Genomic DNA, 15,969 nt, shown 5'->3' with positions numbered 1-15,969 from the left:
ACGTCCCCGCCTCGCCCGCTGCGACCTTTAACCATGCTGATTCACTGACCATTTGCTGATGTTGATGTGACTGACGATCACGCCCCGCCCCGGATGCTGAATGGGCGCGACGTGCATGACATACCAGCGCGAGCGGTTCGGCAGGTGACAGGGATACTCCATGGAAAAGGCCGGAATCTCGCCGGCCAGAACCTGTTTGATGCCGGCCACGGCGTCGTCGATTGATGACTGACCCGTCAGTTGGCTCTTGGCGCAGACATCGAGATAGTCCGCGCCCAGCCCGGCGCGGATCAGCGACGGATGCGCGTTGTCCAGGGCAAAGGTTCGCCAGGCCCGGTTGACCATCGTGATGCTCGCATTGGAATCCAGCACCGCGACATACTCGGGCAGCGAGTCCAGCACGGCCTGCAGACGCTCGACATCGCGCAGCGTGGTGATATCGACGAAGGTGGCGACCGCGCCGCGCGCCTCGCCATTACGCACGGCGTAAGGCAGCACCCGCACCAGATAATGACGCCCGTTGGCGGCATCGATCTCATGCTGGAGCATCTCGCCATCGATGATCGTCTGGCGCAGCTCGGGGATGAATTCCGGGTATTGGAGCAGATTGGTAAAATCGTCGATGGGTCGTCCCAGATCGGCGTCGCGGATCTTGAACAGACTGGTGGCCTCGGGCGTGAAGCGGGTCAGACGCAGTTGCGAATCGACGAAGATGGTGGCAATGGACGCCGCCTTGGCCATGCCGTCGAGATCGGCGTTGAGCCGGTTGAGGATCTCAATCTTTTCCTGATTCTCGGCGTTGACCGTGTACAGCTCCTCGTTGACCGATTGCAGCTCCTCGTTGGAGCTCTGCAATTCCTCGTTGGAGGCCATGAGTTCCTCATTGGTGGCCTGCAACTCTTCGTTGGCGGTCTCCAGTTCTTCGATGGTGGCCTGCAGGCTCTCGCGGGTCGCCGCCAGTTCGCGTTCCAGGGTCTCCAGACGCTGGGCGGTCTCGCGGTCGAGACTGATGGTCTCGATCGGCGACAGCGAATCGGGGGGCTGGATGCGCAGCGAACCGGGGCCAGGCTCGGTTTCGCTCTCCTGGACACCGGTGGATTCGGTTTCGAATGACAGCAGCAGATGCGGTTCGCCATGCGCCGGCTCGATGGGCCGCGCGACCAGTCGCAGACGCTCGATCCGCTGATCGGACAGGGTCAGCCCGAGGATGTCGGAACGCAGCGGTGCGCGATCGCGTGCGGCCTTGTAGAGCAGCGCCTTGGCGATGGCAACCAGGGTGTTGGGCAGCAGCTTGGCCAGATCCAGGGTCACACTGCCTTCGCCGATACGCAGATAATGGCTGACATCGCCGAACACATGCAGAAGATCATGACGCCGGTTCAGCAACAGACTGGTCGGCGCATAGCAGCGCAGCAGCGTGGTTTGGGCGGCATCGATGGCGGCGGCATCGGTGGCGACGCTGTGGGTGCGGATACCGGGGCGTGCCGACGTGCCCGCCAGGACGTTGCGCGAGAGCGGAATCGTGGCGCTGTCCAGAGGCAGCGCGACATGGCGCAGGATGCGATAGATCTTGTGCTTGGAGCTGACCGAGGTGAAGTCCGTCTGGAGATTGGCGAGTGTTTCACTTGGCCCGAGAAAGAGAAAGCCGCCGGGAGCCAGCGCGTACTGCATGCGACGCAGGGCGCGTTCCTGCGCCTCGGGACGGAAATAGATCAGCAGATTGCGACAGGAAACCAGATCCATCCGGGTGAAGGGCGGATCCTCCAGCAGGTTGTGCCGGGCGAAGACGATGCTCTGCCGGATCTCGTTCTTGATGACGAAATGGTTGCCGCGCCGGAGAAAGAACTGTTCCAGCCGCTCGGGTGAGATTTCAGCCGTGATCGCCTCGGAGAAGACCCCGGCGCCCGCCACCTCGATATTCTGCGGTTCCACGTCGGTGGCGAACAGCTTGAAGTTTGGCCAGCGCCGCGCCCGCTCGAAGGCCTCGGCGAACAGAATCGCGAGCGAATAGGCCTCCTCGCCGGTGGCGATGCCCGGCGCCCAGACGCGGATCGGCTGGTTATCGGGACGTTCGGCGACGATGGTTTTGACGGCCGTTTCGGCCAGCACCTCGAAGGCTTCGGGGTCGCGAAAAAAACTGGTGACCGGAATCAGCAGCTCACGCCGCAGGGTCGCCAGCTCCGCCCGATCCGCACCCAGCAGACGCACATAATTCAACAGATCCGGCGTCTGGCGCACCTGCATCCGCCGTTCCATCCGGCGCATGACGGTGGCCGGCTTGTATTCGCGGAAATTGATGCCGCCGGAGTGTTGCAGCAGATGCATCGCCTCTTCGTGTGCACCATCCTGATCGATTTCGGTCGCCAGAGCCGGCACCCGGATCTTGGCCCGGGGCAGTTGATGGATATGTTCGAGCAGACGCGGCCCGAGATCTTCCGGCGGCAAGATGGCGTCCACCAGTCCGGTGGCGATGACGCTGCGCGGCATGCCGTCGAACTTGGCCGATTCGGGATCCTGCGAGAGCAGCAGGCCGCCCGCATCATTGATGGCGACTGCACCGCGCGTGCCGTCGGAGCCGGTGCCGGAGAGGATGACGCCGATCGCCCGGTTGCCGAACTCCTTCGCCAGTGAGGTGAAGAACAGATCAATCGGCAGCGTCAGACCGCGCGGATTCTTGGGACTCAGACGCAGCGCATCGCCGGAGGCGCTCATCATGCTGGCGGGAGGGATCAGATGCACCCGATCCGCCTCGATGTGCATATCGTGCTCGACCGTCACCACCGGCATGGCGGTATGACGCGCCAGCAGATTCGCCATCATGCTCTTGTGATCGGGCGAGAGATGCTGGATCACCACATAGGCGGCGCCGGTATTGGGCGGCAGGCTCTGGAAGAAACGCTCAAGGGCGTCGAGTCCGCCCGCCGAGGCGCCAACGGCGACGACATAGCCCTTGAAGCGGTGAGTGGAAGGCGTTGTCGCGCCGGTGTCTTCGGCGACGTCCGGGGCATTGGACATGATGGGTCAAACTCCTGGCTGGGATCGTCAAATCGCTGCCGTATAGATTAAACCGCGCCCCGCGCGACAGGCGATGTTTTTGGGTTGCAGCGACCCTGGCCGCCGCAGGAGCTTGCGCGGTTTAACGCATGAAAAATGGGGAGCGGTCACGCAGGGGCGACATCGTCAGACTGAACGGGCTCGGATGGCTCGCGTGTCACGATCACCTGACGCACACCCCGTCCATAGAGACTGCTGACCTCAAAACTCAGGCCGTGCCAGTGGATATGATCCCCAATCAGCGGCGGTCGCCCCAGTTCGCTCAGGATCAGGCCGGAGACGCTGTCCACCTCGGGATGTTCCAGCTCAGTGCCGATGATGACGCCCAGGGTGTCCAGCCGCACCGTGCCCTGCACCTGATAGCGGTCGAGCCCGACCGGCAGCACGTCCGGCACATCGTCTGCGCCTTCCTCCATGTCGCCAACGGCCTCGGCGCAGATGTCCTCGATGGTGAGGATACCCGCCGTGCCTCCGTGTTCGTCCATGACGACGATCATCTGATTGCGCACCCGATCCATCGCCGCCAGCACGTCGTCCAGGGTGGCGGTCTCGGGCAGATAAGCGGTCTCGTGCACCGCCTCCGGGGCGAGGCCGCTTCCCGCGCGCAGCAGGCCAATCAGATCCTTGATATGGACGGTGCCGACGATCTGGTCGAGATCACCAGTGTAGACGGGGTAGCGGGTATGACGATGGCGCAGCAGAATCTCGCGCAGCAGGGTGTCGTTCGCGTCGCTCGGGATGCCATGCGTGCGCACACGCGGCACCATCGCCTGGACGGCTGAAATCTCGCTGAAATCGGCCAGCTCCTGGAAGATGCGTCCACTTTCCTCACTGAGCAGACCGCCTTCCTGGCTCTCGCGGGCGAGCGATTCCAGTTCGTTGGGATCCAGATAATGCCCCGCACTGCGACCGCGCTCGACGCCGACTAGATGCAACAGAAAGTTGCCGATCAGATTGAGTCCTCTCACCAGCGGGTAGAGCAGCAGCCCGATCAGCAGCATGGGCGGTGTCACCCAGAGCGCCACCCGCATGGCGTGACTGAGCGCCAGCGCCTTCGGGATCATTTCGCCAAAGACGATATGCAGATAGGTGATGACCGTGATCGCCAGTACGGACGCCAGACCATGCGCGGTGAGCTGGACGCCGAGTCCCGCAAATCCGGCATCGATCAACCACTGGGCGAAAAAGACGGCGAGCCTGTGTTCGCCGTACATGCCGAGCCCCAGACTGGCGACGGTGATGCCAAGCTGCGCGGTCGCGACATAGCGGTCCAGCCGGGCCGGATCATCGAGAATGGCGGCAATGCGCCGGGCGCGCAGATCGCCGGTCTCCGCCCGCGCCGCCAGCGCGGCGCGCGAGCTGCCGATGATGGCGAACTCGGCGGCGACGAAGAGCCCGTTGAGCGCCACCAGGGTCATGATGACGAGCAGGACGATCAGCAGGTCAAGCATCGGCGTCTCCAGTTGCCCCGTCCGGCAGGCGCACCAGCACCGTGTTGATGGCGGTGCCGTCCATCTGCTCGATCTCGAAATCCAGTCCGGCGGCGCCGAACTGGCAGCCGGCCTCCGGCACGGCGTCGAGCTGTTCCAGGATCCAGCCGGCCAGGGTCTCCGCCCTGCTCGGCTCCCAGGCGGGCTTGCCCAGGGTTTGCGCCCATTCGATGGCCTCGTCGAGCGGCAGACGCCCCGACAGTCGCCAGCGCCCATCGGGCAGCAGGAGCGGCAACTGATCGGATCCGGACTTGAATTCGTCGGAGAGTTCGCCGAGCAGTTCGCGGATGATGTCTTCGAGGCTGATGAGTCCCTGCACGTCGCCGAATTCGCTGACCACCAGGGCGATGCGCGCGCGGTGATCGCGCAACTGGCCGAGTGCGCGATCCGTGGTCAGCCGGCTCGGCAGGGCCAGCAGCGGACGCACCAGCGACGGCAGCGCCTGCGGATCGGCCCCGCGCGCGATGGCGGCCGCGACATCCTTGACATGCAGAAAGCCGCGCACGTTGTCGAGCCCGCCCTGATGCACCAGGAGGCGCGTGTAAGGCGAGGCGTCGATCTCGGTCAGCAGTTGCTCCAGGGGGGCGTTGAGATCCAGGCTGGCGATCTGGCGGCGCGGCACCATGAGCTGGCGCACCGTATGACGACCCAGCCGCAGCGCCTCGCGCAGACGGTTGCTGTCCTTGCTTTCGAGCAGTCCGCCCGCGCAGCTCTCGCGGATCAGGAGATCAATCTCGGCAGGGGCATGGACATGGCGATGACTCGCCTCCGGACTCGCTCCCAGCCGCCGCAGCACCAGATTGCCGCTGCCGTTGAGCAGACTGATGAGTGGGGCATAGAGGGCCAGCGACCAGCGCAACGGCAGGTAGGTATGGATCGCCGTGCCGACCGGATATTGCAGCGCCACCGTCTTGGGAATGAGTTCGCCGAAGACGACCTGAGTGGATGAAAGGACGACCAGAATGACGATAGCCGACAGCGCATGGGCGCCGAGCGGTTCGAGTCCGCCATGCGACACCAGGATCCTACCCAGGTCCAGAGCGAAGGTGGCCTGACCGAAGGCGCCCAGGATCAGGCTGGAGAGCGTGATGCCGATCTGGCAGGCAGCGATATGGCGATCCAGTTGCGTGGGATCGCGCAGGATTGGAAGCAGTGCGGCGGCCAGCGGATGGCCCTGATTCGCGGCCTGTTCGACGCGCGTCACGCGCGCGCCGACGATTGCAAATTCGGCGGCCACATAGAGTGCGTTGATCAGGATGAGGACAAGAACAACGACGAAAGGCCAGAGGCTCATCGGTTGAATGTTGACTCCCGGTTAAACCGCGTCCAGCGCGATAGGCATAACTTTCAGTTTGTGTTTAGTTCTGGGGATGTCACCAACCTCAGTGGAGACGCGGTTTAAAAGTGCATCCTGTTTCATGCTCTAAACCGCGCCAGATCCCCGTGTCGTCGATGCGGCCAGGGTTGATCCAGGCCAAAAATCGCCTGCCGCACCAGGCGCGGCAGCCCAACTCAGGGTTGCGTGTTGGCGACACGCGCGGGCATGCGTTCATCCAGGATCTGCATGGCCCCGACGCCGAGCAGTCCGCTGATGACGATGGCCAGATAAATGACCGCAAAGGGTTCCTCCAGCAGCACGAAGCCGAGCAGTCCAAGTCCGGCGCCGAGTTCCATGAGTCCGCCGCTCCAGCCTCTGGCGCGCGGCCCGCTCTGGATGCGCGCCTTGGGCGTGCGCACGAACTCGGTCCGGTAGCCGAGCAGGGCCTCCAGTCCGCCGCGCGCATTCGAGAGCAGCAGTCCGCTGGTCAGGACCAGCGCGCCCAAAACCTCCTGCGCGGTCTGACGCGCACCGCCGCGCGTGCCGGCCAGGGTGAGGAAGCTGATGGGGGCGAGAAAGCCCAGGGTCGAGGCAACCAGGGCGATGCGGCTCAGGGTCTCGCCCGCCACCATCTCGCCCGCGATGAATGGCAATCCCAGAATGATGCAGCTCATGCCCAGCAGAAAGGCCAGCGGCTGACCGATCTGCAAGCTGACCATCAGTTTCTGCCAACGCGGGAGCGCCGGACTCGCCCAGATCTGCGGCAGAAGTTTGATGAAGCACTGCACAAAGCCCTTGGTCCAGCGGAATTGCTGCACCCGCCAGGCGCGCGTCGAGACCGGCAGCACGCCGGGCACGGTCAGATCCTTGATGAAGCCGGCGCGCCAGCCACGCAGCCGGGCGCGCAGACTCAGATCCAGATCTTCGGTCAGGGTATCGCCTTCCCAGCCGCCGGCATCTTCGATGGCCGCGCGCCGCCAGACGCCGCAGGTGCCGTTGAAGGGGATCGGCAGACCCAGACGCCAGCGCGCCTCCTGCTCGACCCCGAAATGTGAATCGAGCAGCCGCGCCTGGATCCGGGTCAGGAGGTTTTCCTCCCGGTTGAGATGCGCCCAGCGGGTCTGGACATAGGCCCAGTCGGGCTGCGCGATCAGGGCGCCAACCGTGCGGCGCAGAAAATCCGGTGGCGGGATGAAATCGGCATCAAAGATGGCGACGAAAGGCGCGTCGGAACGTGCGAGCCCGGCAGCCAGTGCGCCAGCCTTGAAAGCGGTGCGATCGACACGATGCAGGAGTTCGATCTCAACGCCTGCGTTGCTCAGGGCCGCGACGGCAGATCGGCTCAGGGCCAGCGAACCGTCGATGCTGTCGTCAAGCACCTGGATCTGGAGCCGGTCGCGGGGCCAGTCGAGAGCCATGATGGCGCTCAGGATGCGCTCGACCAGTTCGCCCTCATTGAAGAGCGGGAGCTGTACCAGCACCTTGGGCAAATCTGTATCAGACGGCTCTGCCGTGGCCATGCGACGCTTCGGCAGGAGCAGACGCGCAAGCGTCAGAAGCAGCAGGTTGAAGGAGAAGATGCCCAGAATAACGAGGCTGAGTGTCAGAAAAAGCTCGACCGTGGATTCCGCCGCGAGCATGGGTTAGATTCCGTGAGGTTGAAAAAGATTTGAAAGGGGTCGCACGTCGCGAGGCGGCGCTGACCGGGGATCTGGATTGGGCAAAACGAATGCCGGCCCGGAGCGACAGACAGGACGCCGCGCCGACATGGGTGACAGCATAGGACCGCCGGAAAGCCACAGCAAGTCCCGCCCGGAATCAGCGCCTGACAGGCTGTCCGAGCAATCTTCAAGCGGATCTGGAACCCCGCCCCGGATCCTGTACATACCGATCCCTGCGGCGACACGGACGGGATCATTCATTCTGTCTTGACGGTCATCGGCTCTGCCATGCTGGATCATCTGCATCGGATCGCGCGTCGCCTCATCAGGGTTCGGGCACTGCTGCTCGGTCTCGTCACCCTTGGCGCCATCACCGCTGGCGTCGGACTCCTGGCCTTTGAAGGTCGGACGGGCGACGACATCCTGATGCCGGGGCTGATACTGCTGCTCTGGGCCGTGACCGGCCTGATCTTCATCGATATCTTCGCCCATGTTCCCTGTCTGCCCGCGCCGGACTGGCATCCCAGGCGTCGCCGACTGCGCACGCTGTGGCGCGGGCTGCACTGGCTGCTCCTGGCTGGATTCCTGGTGCTGAGTCTGATGGCGGCGGATGTGAGCCTGCACATTGCCGATGTCTGGCTGGTCGAGCGGGACAAATGACGGGGATGCATCGCTTCTACGCGCCGGAGCCCCGCAGCGGGGCTCCGGCGCACGCCCTGTCAGCGCATTGAAGCGTTGCTGCGGGCGGGCCAGGCGTCAGTTGCCCGCGATGCGCTCAAACTTGGCGCGCAGATCGTCCTCGCTCTCATCGTGGCTCGGATCCTTGACGATACAGTCAACCGGGCAGACCTCGACGCACTGCGAGGTCTCGTAGTGACCGACACATTCGGTGCAGAGCGCGGGATCGATGACATAGGTCTCGTCACCCTGGGAGATGGCGCCGTTTGGGCACTCGGGCTCGCAGACGTCGCAGTTGATGCACTCGTCGGTAATCATCAGTGCCATGGGAAAACTCCTTCAGCTTGTGTAAATGGTTGATGGTTGGGGATTTGACGTGCGGATGTTATCCAAATCGCGCCTTCAATGCAGCCTGAACCGTCGGCGTGACAAAGGTCGAGACATCGCCCCGCAGACGGGCGATCTCACGCACCAGCGAGGAAGAGATATAGGCGTACTTCTCGGCCGGGGTGAGAAACAGGGTCTCGATGTCCGGAGCCATGCGGCGATTCATGCTCGCCAACTGGAATTCATACTCGAAATCCGAGACGGCGCGCAGACCGCGCATGATGACACTGACCCCAAGATCGCGCGTGAAACTGACCAGGAGCCCCTGGAAAGGCAGGATCTCGACGTTGGGCTGATCGGTCAGACTGCCGCGCACCAGCGCCACGCGCTCGTCGATGGAAAACAGGGGCGTTTTGCCGGTGTCGAGCGCCACCGCGACCACGACGCGATCAAAGAGTCGCGCCGCACGATGAATCAGATCGACATGACCATTGGTGATGGGATCGAAGGTTCCGGGGTAGACCACGCTACGCAATCGCTGGATCCTCTGGGGTGTGGGCAGTTGCCATGAAATCGATCGCTCATTCTAAACCGCATCCAGAGCGGCATGCTGAGTTTCGAGTGAGTTCGACGTTTGGCGTTTCGATGGATCTTGGCTGGGACGCAGTTTAATTCTGTAGAATCGTGTTCATCCTGCCTGTTATTCAGGATGGGATGACGGGTATGCCGCCGTACCGGAAGCCGGTGCTCTGCCGCCGGCCCGCACGATAGCACAAACCCCGGATAAACGCTGATTGCCGCGAAACCATGAAGATCAATATCCCGCTTTTCAGGCAGTCTCCGACATCGGACGTGCCGACCCGTTGCGCGCAACCCCGTCGGGCCCTGCGTCACGCCGTTTTCTGGCTGCTCTGTCTTCTCTTCGCTGAGGCGTCGCTGGCGCTGTCCACCGCGCAGTCCGATCCCGCTCTCGAAGCGCGCACGCGGGATCTGGCCTCCATCGAACAGCAGGTTGAGGCCATCGGCAAGGATCTGATCGGGCGTCAGGCCGACCGCCGCGCCCTGGTCGTAGAACTGGAGGCGCGCGAGCGCAATGTCGCCGAACTGGCGCTGGCAGGCCGCGAACTGGAGCGTCTGGTCAAGGAACACCGGCGCGTGGCGACTGAACTGCGGGCGCGCCAGAACGATGAGCACCGCGCCCTGCAGCAGGAGCTTGATCTCCTGTCCGATCTGGTGCGCACGGCCTATATCATGGGTCGCGCGGATCGTCTGCGTCTGCTGCTCAATCAGGAGGATCCGACCCAGGCGAGCCGGATCATGTCCTATTTCGCCTATTTCAATCGGGAGCGCATCCGCCGCATCCTGGCCGTGCAGAGTCTGGCGCAGCGTCTGGCCAACCTGGCGCGCGACGCCGAACAGGAGGCCGAGCGTCTGGCCGAGCTGGCCCGTAACCAGGAGGCCACGCGCCTGCGGCTGGAGTCGGCCAGACAGGAACGCGCCCAGGTTCTGAAGCAGTTGGAGGCGCTCATCACAAGCCGGTCCGAAAATCTGCAAACCATGCAGAAAGACGCCGAGTCGCTGCGGCTGCTGGTTGAACATCTGCGCCAGCGGGCGCAGATCCGGCTTGAGCTCAACATCAACCGTGAGCCATTTCCGGCACGCAAGGGGAAACTGGTCTGGCCGATCCTGGAAGGCCGCATCCTCGCCGGTTTTGGCACGCCCAAAGACGACTCCGAACTGCGCTGGGACGGCGTCCTGCTGGCCGCAAAGGATGGCGAAGAGGTGCGGGCGGTCAATGATGGACGAGTCGTCTATGCCGACTGGCTGCGGGGTTTTGGTCTGCTGCTGGTGCTCGATCATGGCGACGGTTTCATGACCTTCTACGGTCACAACGAGGCGCTGATCGTCGAACTCGGCGAATGGGTCGCGACCGGCGAACCCATTGCGCTCAGCGGCAGCAGCGGCGGGCGCAGGGAACCGGTGCTCTACTTCGCGATCCGCTACAATGGACGCCCTCAGGATCCGGTCGAATGGTGCGGAGGATCCGGCAGACAGGGATAGCACGGCAGATGCCTTCCCGGACATCGTCTCTGGGGATTTCCGGGACAGTCCGTACCCGCCCGAAACGGCGTCAATGGACAGGATTAACAGGATGACTCAGGATTAACAGGATTCAAAACAACGCCTTCAAAATCCTGTCCGTCCTGGAACATCCTGTTAATCCTGTCTATTTAAGGCGTGTATCAGGTATCAGTTTTTCAAAAATCACCTTAAAGCTCTCTCCCTGAAGGGGGAGGTTTCAACCAGAGAATTTGCGCATGAAGACGCCCATCAAACCCGGTCTGCTTCTCAGCTTCGGCATTCTCCTGGCGCTGACCGGCGCACGGGCGGGCGCCGAGACCGCCGCGCCGCCCGCAACCACCCCGACTCCACCGCCCGCACAGGATCTGCCGCTCGACGATCTGCGAACCTTTGCCGAGGTCTTCGGGCGCATCAAGGCCGACTATGTCGAGGGCGTGCAGGACAAGGCGCTGATCGAGAACGCGATTCGCGGCATGCTGTCGGGGCTCGATCCGCACTCGTCCTATCTCGACAGCGAGGAATACCGCGAGCTTCAGGTCGGCACCAAGGGCGAGTTCGGCGGACTGGGGATCGAGGTCGGCCAGGAGGACGGTTTCGTCAAGGTCATCGCACCCATCGACGATACCCCGGCACAGCGCGCTGGCTTGCAGGCGGGCGACACCATCGTCCGTATCGATGAAAAACCCGTGAAGGGCATGAATCTCGATGACGCCGTCAAATTGATGCGCGGCCAGCCCGGCACCAAAATCCAGCTCACCATCCTGCGCGGCACGGATAAACCGCCCTTCGAGGTCACGCTCGAACGCGCCGTCATCCAGGTGGCGAGCGTGAAAAGCCGGACCCTGGAACCGGGCTACGCCTATGTGCGTCTGAGCCAGTTTCAGTCTCATACGGCCGAGGACATGCTCAAGGCCATTGATGAGCTGAAAAAGGCGAACGACGGCAATCTGAAAGGACTGGTACTCGATCTGCGCAACAATCCCGGCGGCGTCCTCAATGGTGCAGTGGGCGTGAGCGATGCCTTTCTGACCGATGGACTCATCGTCTACACCCAGGGACGGATCAAGGACAGCAGAATGCAGTTCAAGGCCGGTCCCGACGACGTGCTCAACGGCGCACCCATCGTGGTGCTGGTCAACAGCGGCAGCGCCTCGGCCTCCGAGATCGTCGCTGGCGCCCTGCAGGATCACAAGCGTGCGCTCGTCATGGGCAGCCAGACCTTTGGCAAGGGGTCGGTGCAGACCATCGTGCCGATCGATGACTCCCGCGCACTCAAGCTGACGACGGCACGCTATTACACCCCGCTTGGCCGCTCGATCCAGGCCCAGGGCATCACGCCCGACATCATGCTGGAGCGCGGCGAGTTCAAGCCGCTCGCCGAGCAGAATCTGAATGCACTGAAAGAGGCGAACCTGGTTCGCCATCTCAGCGAAGGCGCACCGCCGGAGCCGGAAGCGAAAGACAAGGAGAACGAAAAGGACAAAAAACCGCCGCTGGCTGCCGAGGATTTTCAGTTGTTCGAGGCGCTGAATATGCTGAAAGGACTCAACCGACTCGGTCTGCGCGGCAATCAATGAGTCTTGTAGGGGCGATTTAAATCGCCCCTACACCCGGGGCCGACCCAATCCAAAAACATCGCATACCGCGCTGGGCGCGGTTTAATCTGGAGATGATCGTCATGCCGAAAGTGCTTGTCCCGCTTGCCCAGGGCTGCGAGGAACTGGAAGCCGTGACCATTATCGATCTGCTGCGTCGCGCTGAGATCGAGGTTGTGACCGCCGCGCTGACCGATGCGCCCGTGACCGCCAGCCGGGGCACGGTGCTGCTGGCCGACACCACGCTCGACGCGGTGCTGGATCAGGATTTCGATCTGATCGTGCTGCCCGGCGGCCTCCCCGGCGCGCAGTATCTTGAAGAGGATCCGCGCCTGCGGACGATGCTGCAACGTCAGCAGTCTGCCGGACGTTTCGTCGCAGCCATCTGCGCCGCACCCAAGGTGCTTGCCAGCGCCGGTCTGCTCGATGGCAAAACGGCAACCAGTTATCCGGGCGCGATTCAGGCCGCCGACTATCCGCAGGTCAACTTCGTCAGCGCGCCGGTGGTGGTGGATGGACTGGTCGTGACCAGTCGCGGACCGGGTACGGCGATGGATTTCGCCCTCCAGTTGATCGAGTCGCTGCTGGGCCGCGCACGGCGCGAACAGGTGGAAAGCGATCTGGTTCGTGAGGTTTGAACAGACTCCCCCCTTGCGGGGGGAGGGTTGGGGAGGGGGTGAATGCTTGAACTGGAACGGCTATCTCGCATGACAAACTTCATTTTCTTCGCGTCCTTGGCGCCTTCCCGGTTCAAATTGCCGAATTCAGGCGTCAGCGCCCCCCTTGCGATGTCATGCTGACGATGATGACCCTGCTTCTGCTTGCCGCGCCGATCATCTCACTGCTCGTCAGCCTGCTCGCGACACGCTGGCTGGCGTCGCACGGGGTGGCTGGACGTGGCCCGATGGACCTGCCGAATGCCCGTTCGCTGCACAGCACCCCGGTGCCCCGTACCGGCGGTCTGGCGGTCCTGCTGGGCCTGTTACTGTCGCTGCCGACGCTTGCCGTGCCCGGCATCGATCTGTCGCCGCTGATCTGGCCGGCGGCGGCCCTGGCATTGGTGGCAGGCGTCTCCTTTTTTGACGATCTGGGCGAGGCGCCGGCCTGGATGCGTCTGCTGGCCCATCTCCTGGCAGCCATCCTGCTGCTGGCCGGCGGTCTGGGCTGGTTCGCGGTCGATCTGCCGGGCCTGACGCTGCCGCTGCCGACCATCCTGGCCGGCGTGCTGACCCTTTTCCATGTCGTCTGGATGATCAATCTTTATAACTTCATGGACGGCATGGATGGCCTCGCCGCCGGCATGACCATCTGCGGTTTCTCGGCGCTGGCGGTGCTCGGCTGGTCGGGCGGCGAACCGCTGTTTGCCCTTGCCGCGATCTGTGTCGCGGCGGCGGCTGGCGGCTTTCTGACCGGCAATTTTCCACCCGCGCGGATCTTTCTCGGCGATACCGGCTCGTCGAGCCTGGGTCTGCTGGCCGCCGCTTTCTCGCTGTGGGGCGTGCAGCTCGGTCTCTTTCCGCTCTGGACCGCCTGGCTCGCCTTCTCGCCCTTCATCGTCGATGCCACCTGGACCCTGCTGACCCGGCTGGCACGGCGCGAGCGCGTCTGGGAGGCGCACCGCTCGCATCATTATCAGCGTCTGGTGCTCGCCGGCTGGAGTCATCGCCAGGTCTTGCAGCGCGCCTATCCGCTGATGATGGCCGCAGCGGCCTGCGCGGTCGCCTCGCCGCGTCTGCCAGCGCATGAGCAATGGTTTCTGCTCGGCGGCTGGGCGGCGATCTATGTGCTGATCCACATCAAGGTGGGACTGGTCGAGCGCGCGGCGGCGCCCGATCGCGACGATTCGGCCCTGGATCGTCCATGAACCCCATGATCGACCGGCTGCGCTCGCGCACCGCCGCCTTCGCCCATGACCTGCTGACGATCCCGGTCGCCTGGCTGCTGGCCTACTGGCTGCGTTTCAACCTCGATTCGATCCCGCACGAATTCCTCACCAGCGCGTTGCATTCGCTGCCCTGGGTCATGCTGATCCAGGGCGTGATCTACTGGCTGTTCGGGCTCTATCGCGGGGTCTGGCGCTTTGCCTCGCTGCCCGATCTGGTGCGGATCACCAAGGCGGTGCTGGCCGGCACCCTGCTGGTGGTGGTCGCACTCTTCATCGTCAACCGCTCCGAACTCATCCCGCGCTCGGTGCCCGTCCTCTATCTCGGCCTGCAACTGCTGCTGCTGGCTGGCCCGAGACTGCTGTATCGCTGGCTCAAGGATCATCGGCTCAATCTCTCGTCCGGTCAGCGGGTGCTCATCATCGGCGCCGGACGCGCCGGGGAGATGCTCGCCCGTGATATGCTCCGCGATCCGCAGCGCGCCTATTTTCCGGTCGGCTTCGTTGATGACAAACTGCGCCGCCAAGGCGGCGAGGTCCACGGCATCCCGGTGCTGGGTCCGACCGAGTCAATCCCCGAGATCGTCGCCGAGGATGACATCGATCTCCTGATGCTCGCCGTCCCCAGCGCGACCGCCAGCGAAATGCGCCGGCTGGTCGAGCTCTGCGAAGCGACCGGACGGCCCTTCCGCACCGTCCCCGAGTTGCGCAGCCTGCTGTCGGGTCAGGTCAGCATCAGCCAGATCCGGCCGGTGCTGATCGAAGACTTGCTGGGTCGCGATCCCATCACGCTCGACTGGAGCGGGATCCACGGCGGGCTGGCCGGTCGCGATATTCTCGTGACCGGCGCGGGCGGCTCCATCGGCTCGGAACTGGTGCGCCAGATCGCAAACGCCGGCCCGGCGCGGCTGATCCTGGTCGATCATGGCGAATTCAATCTCTACCGCATCGAGATGGAATTGCAGGAGACCTTCCCTGAGCTGCGTTTTTCGCGCCATCTGCTGGATGTGACCGACGCCAGCGCCGTCGATGCGCTGTTTCGCGCCGAACGTCCGGGGATCGTGTTCCATGCGGCGGCCTACAAGCACGTCCCGCTGCTCGAAGACCAGTTGCGCGCGGCCATTCGCAACAATGTGCTCGGCACCCGCCTCGTTGCCGGGGCGGCGGCTGACTGCGGCTGCGAGCGCTTCGTCCTCATCTCGACCGACAAGGCGGTGCATCCGGCGAATGTGATGGGCGCGACCAAACGCCTCGCCGAAGGCATCTGTCAGGGTCTGGACGGTCAATCGCCCTGCCGCTTCATCACCGTGCGCTTTGGCAATGTCCTGGGCTCGGCAGGCAGCGTGGTGCCGCTCTTTCAGCGCCAGATCGCGCGCGGCGGGCCGGTGACGGTGACGCATCCCGAGATCGAACGCTTTTTCATGACCATCCCCGAGGCCTGCCAGCTCATCATGCAGGCCGCCGTGATCGGCGGCGGCGGCGAGATCTTCGTCCTCGACATGGGCGAGCCGATCAAGATCCGCTATCTGGCCGAACAGATGATCCGGCTCTCGGGACACGAGCCGGGCGAGGACATCGCCATCGACTATGTCGGTCTGCGTCCGGGCGAGAAGCTCTATGAAGAGCTGTTCTACGACTCGGAGGATCTGATCGCGACCCGGCATCCCAAGATCCGGGTCGCGCGTCGTGGCGACGGGCAGGACAGCGTCGGTATGGAGCCGGGGCTGGCTGATCTGCTGCAGGCCGCCGAGTCGTCCGACGAGAGCGGCATGCTCGCCGCCCTGCGGACCCTGCTGCCGGACTGGCGCCGTCTGCCGGACAGGGATCAGCCGACAAATGCTTTGAATGGACAGGATTAGGATGTCGCGCGGCGTGTAGGGGC

12 protein-coding genes are annotated in these 15,969 nt (G+C 63.8%); 6 read left to right on the top strand and 6 right to left on the bottom strand.

Features of this window, described 5'->3' with window-relative positions; genetic code table 11:
• Positions 1-27: 27 nt before the first annotated feature.
• The 4 genes from EDC35_RS12530 to EDC35_RS12515 form a co-directional block, all read right to left on the bottom strand.
• Positions 28-3,015: a chemotaxis protein CheB gene (locus EDC35_RS12530; RefSeq protein ID WP_132977591.1), complete on the bottom strand. Its 2,988-nt coding sequence runs from the start codon at positions 3,013-3,015 to the stop codon at positions 28-30.
• Between the two features lie 146 nt (positions 3,016-3,161).
• Positions 3,162-4,505 carry a hemolysin family protein gene (locus EDC35_RS12525; protein ID WP_132977590.1) on the bottom strand — a complete coding sequence of 448 codons (1,344 nt, stop codon included), beginning with the start codon at positions 4,503-4,505 and terminating at the stop codon, positions 3,162-3,164.
• On the bottom strand, positions 4,498-5,838 hold the full coding sequence (locus EDC35_RS12520; RefSeq protein ID WP_132977589.1) for a hemolysin family protein: 1,341 nt from the start codon (positions 5,836-5,838) through the stop codon (positions 4,498-4,500). Before EDC35_RS12520 ends, EDC35_RS12525 begins: the two co-directional genes overlap by 8 nt.
• A gap of 218 nt (positions 5,839-6,056) precedes the next feature.
• The gene (locus EDC35_RS12515) at positions 6,057-7,502 is read right to left on the bottom strand and encodes a glycosyltransferase (RefSeq protein ID WP_132977588.1); all 1,446 of its coding nucleotides are present in this window, start codon (positions 7,500-7,502) and stop codon (positions 6,057-6,059) included.
• 309 nt (positions 7,503-7,811) lie between these two features.
• On the opposite strand from EDC35_RS12515, the gene EDC35_RS12510 reads away from it, so the two are divergent.
• Positions 7,812-8,183 (top strand): hypothetical protein, encoded by a 372-nt coding sequence (locus EDC35_RS12510; protein WP_132977587.1) that lies wholly within the window; start codon positions 7,812-7,814, stop codon positions 8,181-8,183.
• Between the two features lie 96 nt (positions 8,184-8,279).
• On the opposite strand, the gene EDC35_RS12505 is transcribed toward EDC35_RS12510, so the two are convergent.
• Together EDC35_RS12505 and coaD are read right to left on the bottom strand one after the other, a co-directional pair.
• Positions 8,280-8,528, bottom strand: coding sequence for a YfhL family 4Fe-4S dicluster ferredoxin (locus tag EDC35_RS12505; protein ID WP_132977586.1), 249 nt, complete (start codon positions 8,526-8,528; stop codon positions 8,280-8,282).
• Positions 8,529-8,586: 58 nt separating this feature from the next.
• Complete coding sequence (coaD, locus tag EDC35_RS12500) at positions 8,587-9,063, bottom strand: pantetheine-phosphate adenylyltransferase (protein ID WP_132977585.1); 477 nt, start codon at positions 9,061-9,063, stop codon at positions 8,587-8,589.
• 272 nt (positions 9,064-9,335) lie between these two features.
• Between coaD and EDC35_RS12495 the strand changes: the two genes are divergently transcribed.
• From EDC35_RS12495 to EDC35_RS12475, 5 genes are all read left to right on the top strand, one after another.
• The gene (locus EDC35_RS12495) at positions 9,336-10,589 is read left to right on the top strand and encodes a murein hydrolase activator EnvC family protein (protein WP_132977584.1); all 1,254 of its coding nucleotides are present in this window, start codon (positions 9,336-9,338) and stop codon (positions 10,587-10,589) included.
• Between the two features lie 257 nt (positions 10,590-10,846).
• On the top strand, positions 10,847-12,187 hold the full coding sequence (locus EDC35_RS12490; protein ID WP_132977583.1) for a S41 family peptidase: 1,341 nt from the start codon (positions 10,847-10,849) through the stop codon (positions 12,185-12,187).
• 101 nt (positions 12,188-12,288) lie between these two features.
• Positions 12,289-12,843, top strand: coding sequence for a DJ-1 family glyoxalase III (locus EDC35_RS12485; protein WP_132977582.1), 555 nt, complete (start codon positions 12,289-12,291; stop codon positions 12,841-12,843).
• 155 nt (positions 12,844-12,998) lie between these two features.
• Positions 12,999-14,069: an MraY family glycosyltransferase gene (locus EDC35_RS12480; RefSeq protein ID WP_132977581.1), complete on the top strand. Its 1,071-nt coding sequence runs from the start codon at positions 12,999-13,001 to the stop codon at positions 14,067-14,069.
• Positions 14,066-15,946, top strand: coding sequence for a polysaccharide biosynthesis protein (locus EDC35_RS12475; RefSeq protein ID WP_132977580.1), 1,881 nt, complete (start codon positions 14,066-14,068; stop codon positions 15,944-15,946). The genes EDC35_RS12480 and EDC35_RS12475 overlap by 4 nt, the downstream gene beginning before the upstream one ends.
• The last annotated feature ends 23 nt before the right edge of the window (positions 15,947-15,969 follow it).

The organism is Thiobaca trueperi (genome assembly GCF_004342175.1).
Taxonomy (GTDB): Bacteria; Pseudomonadota; Gammaproteobacteria; order Chromatiales; family Chromatiaceae; genus Thiobaca; species Thiobaca trueperi.
This window is presented reverse-complemented; position numbering and strand designations above follow the sequence as displayed.

Excerpts from the sequence above, each read along its gene's own strand:
- EDC35_RS12530 (WP_132977591.1), bottom strand. The coding sequence starts at position 3,015 with ATGTCCAATGCCCCGGACGTCGCCGAAGACACCGGCGCGACAACGCCT.
- EDC35_RS12475 (WP_132977580.1), top strand. The coding sequence starts at position 14,066 with ATGAACCCCATGATCGACCGGCTGCGCTCGCGCACCGCCGCCTTCGCC.
- EDC35_RS12510 (WP_132977587.1), top strand. The coding sequence starts at position 7,812 with ATGCTGGATCATCTGCATCGGATCGCGCGTCGCCTCATCAGGGTTCGG.
- EDC35_RS12480 (WP_132977581.1), top strand. The coding sequence starts at position 12,999 with ATGCTGACGATGATGACCCTGCTTCTGCTTGCCGCGCCGATCATCTCA.
- EDC35_RS12485 (WP_132977582.1), top strand. The coding sequence starts at position 12,289 with ATGCCGAAAGTGCTTGTCCCGCTTGCCCAGGGCTGCGAGGAACTGGAA.
- EDC35_RS12520 (WP_132977589.1), bottom strand. The coding sequence starts at position 5,838 with ATGAGCCTCTGGCCTTTCGTCGTTGTTCTTGTCCTCATCCTGATCAAC.
- EDC35_RS12490 (WP_132977583.1), top strand. The coding sequence starts at position 10,847 with ATGAAGACGCCCATCAAACCCGGTCTGCTTCTCAGCTTCGGCATTCTC.
- EDC35_RS12525 (WP_132977590.1), bottom strand. The coding sequence starts at position 4,505 with ATGCTTGACCTGCTGATCGTCCTGCTCGTCATCATGACCCTGGTGGCG.
- EDC35_RS12495 (WP_132977584.1), top strand. The coding sequence starts at position 9,336 with ATGAAGATCAATATCCCGCTTTTCAGGCAGTCTCCGACATCGGACGTG.
- EDC35_RS12505 (WP_132977586.1), bottom strand. The coding sequence starts at position 8,528 with ATGGCACTGATGATTACCGACGAGTGCATCAACTGCGACGTCTGCGAG.
- EDC35_RS12515 (WP_132977588.1), bottom strand. The coding sequence starts at position 7,502 with ATGCTCGCGGCGGAATCCACGGTCGAGCTTTTTCTGACACTCAGCCTC.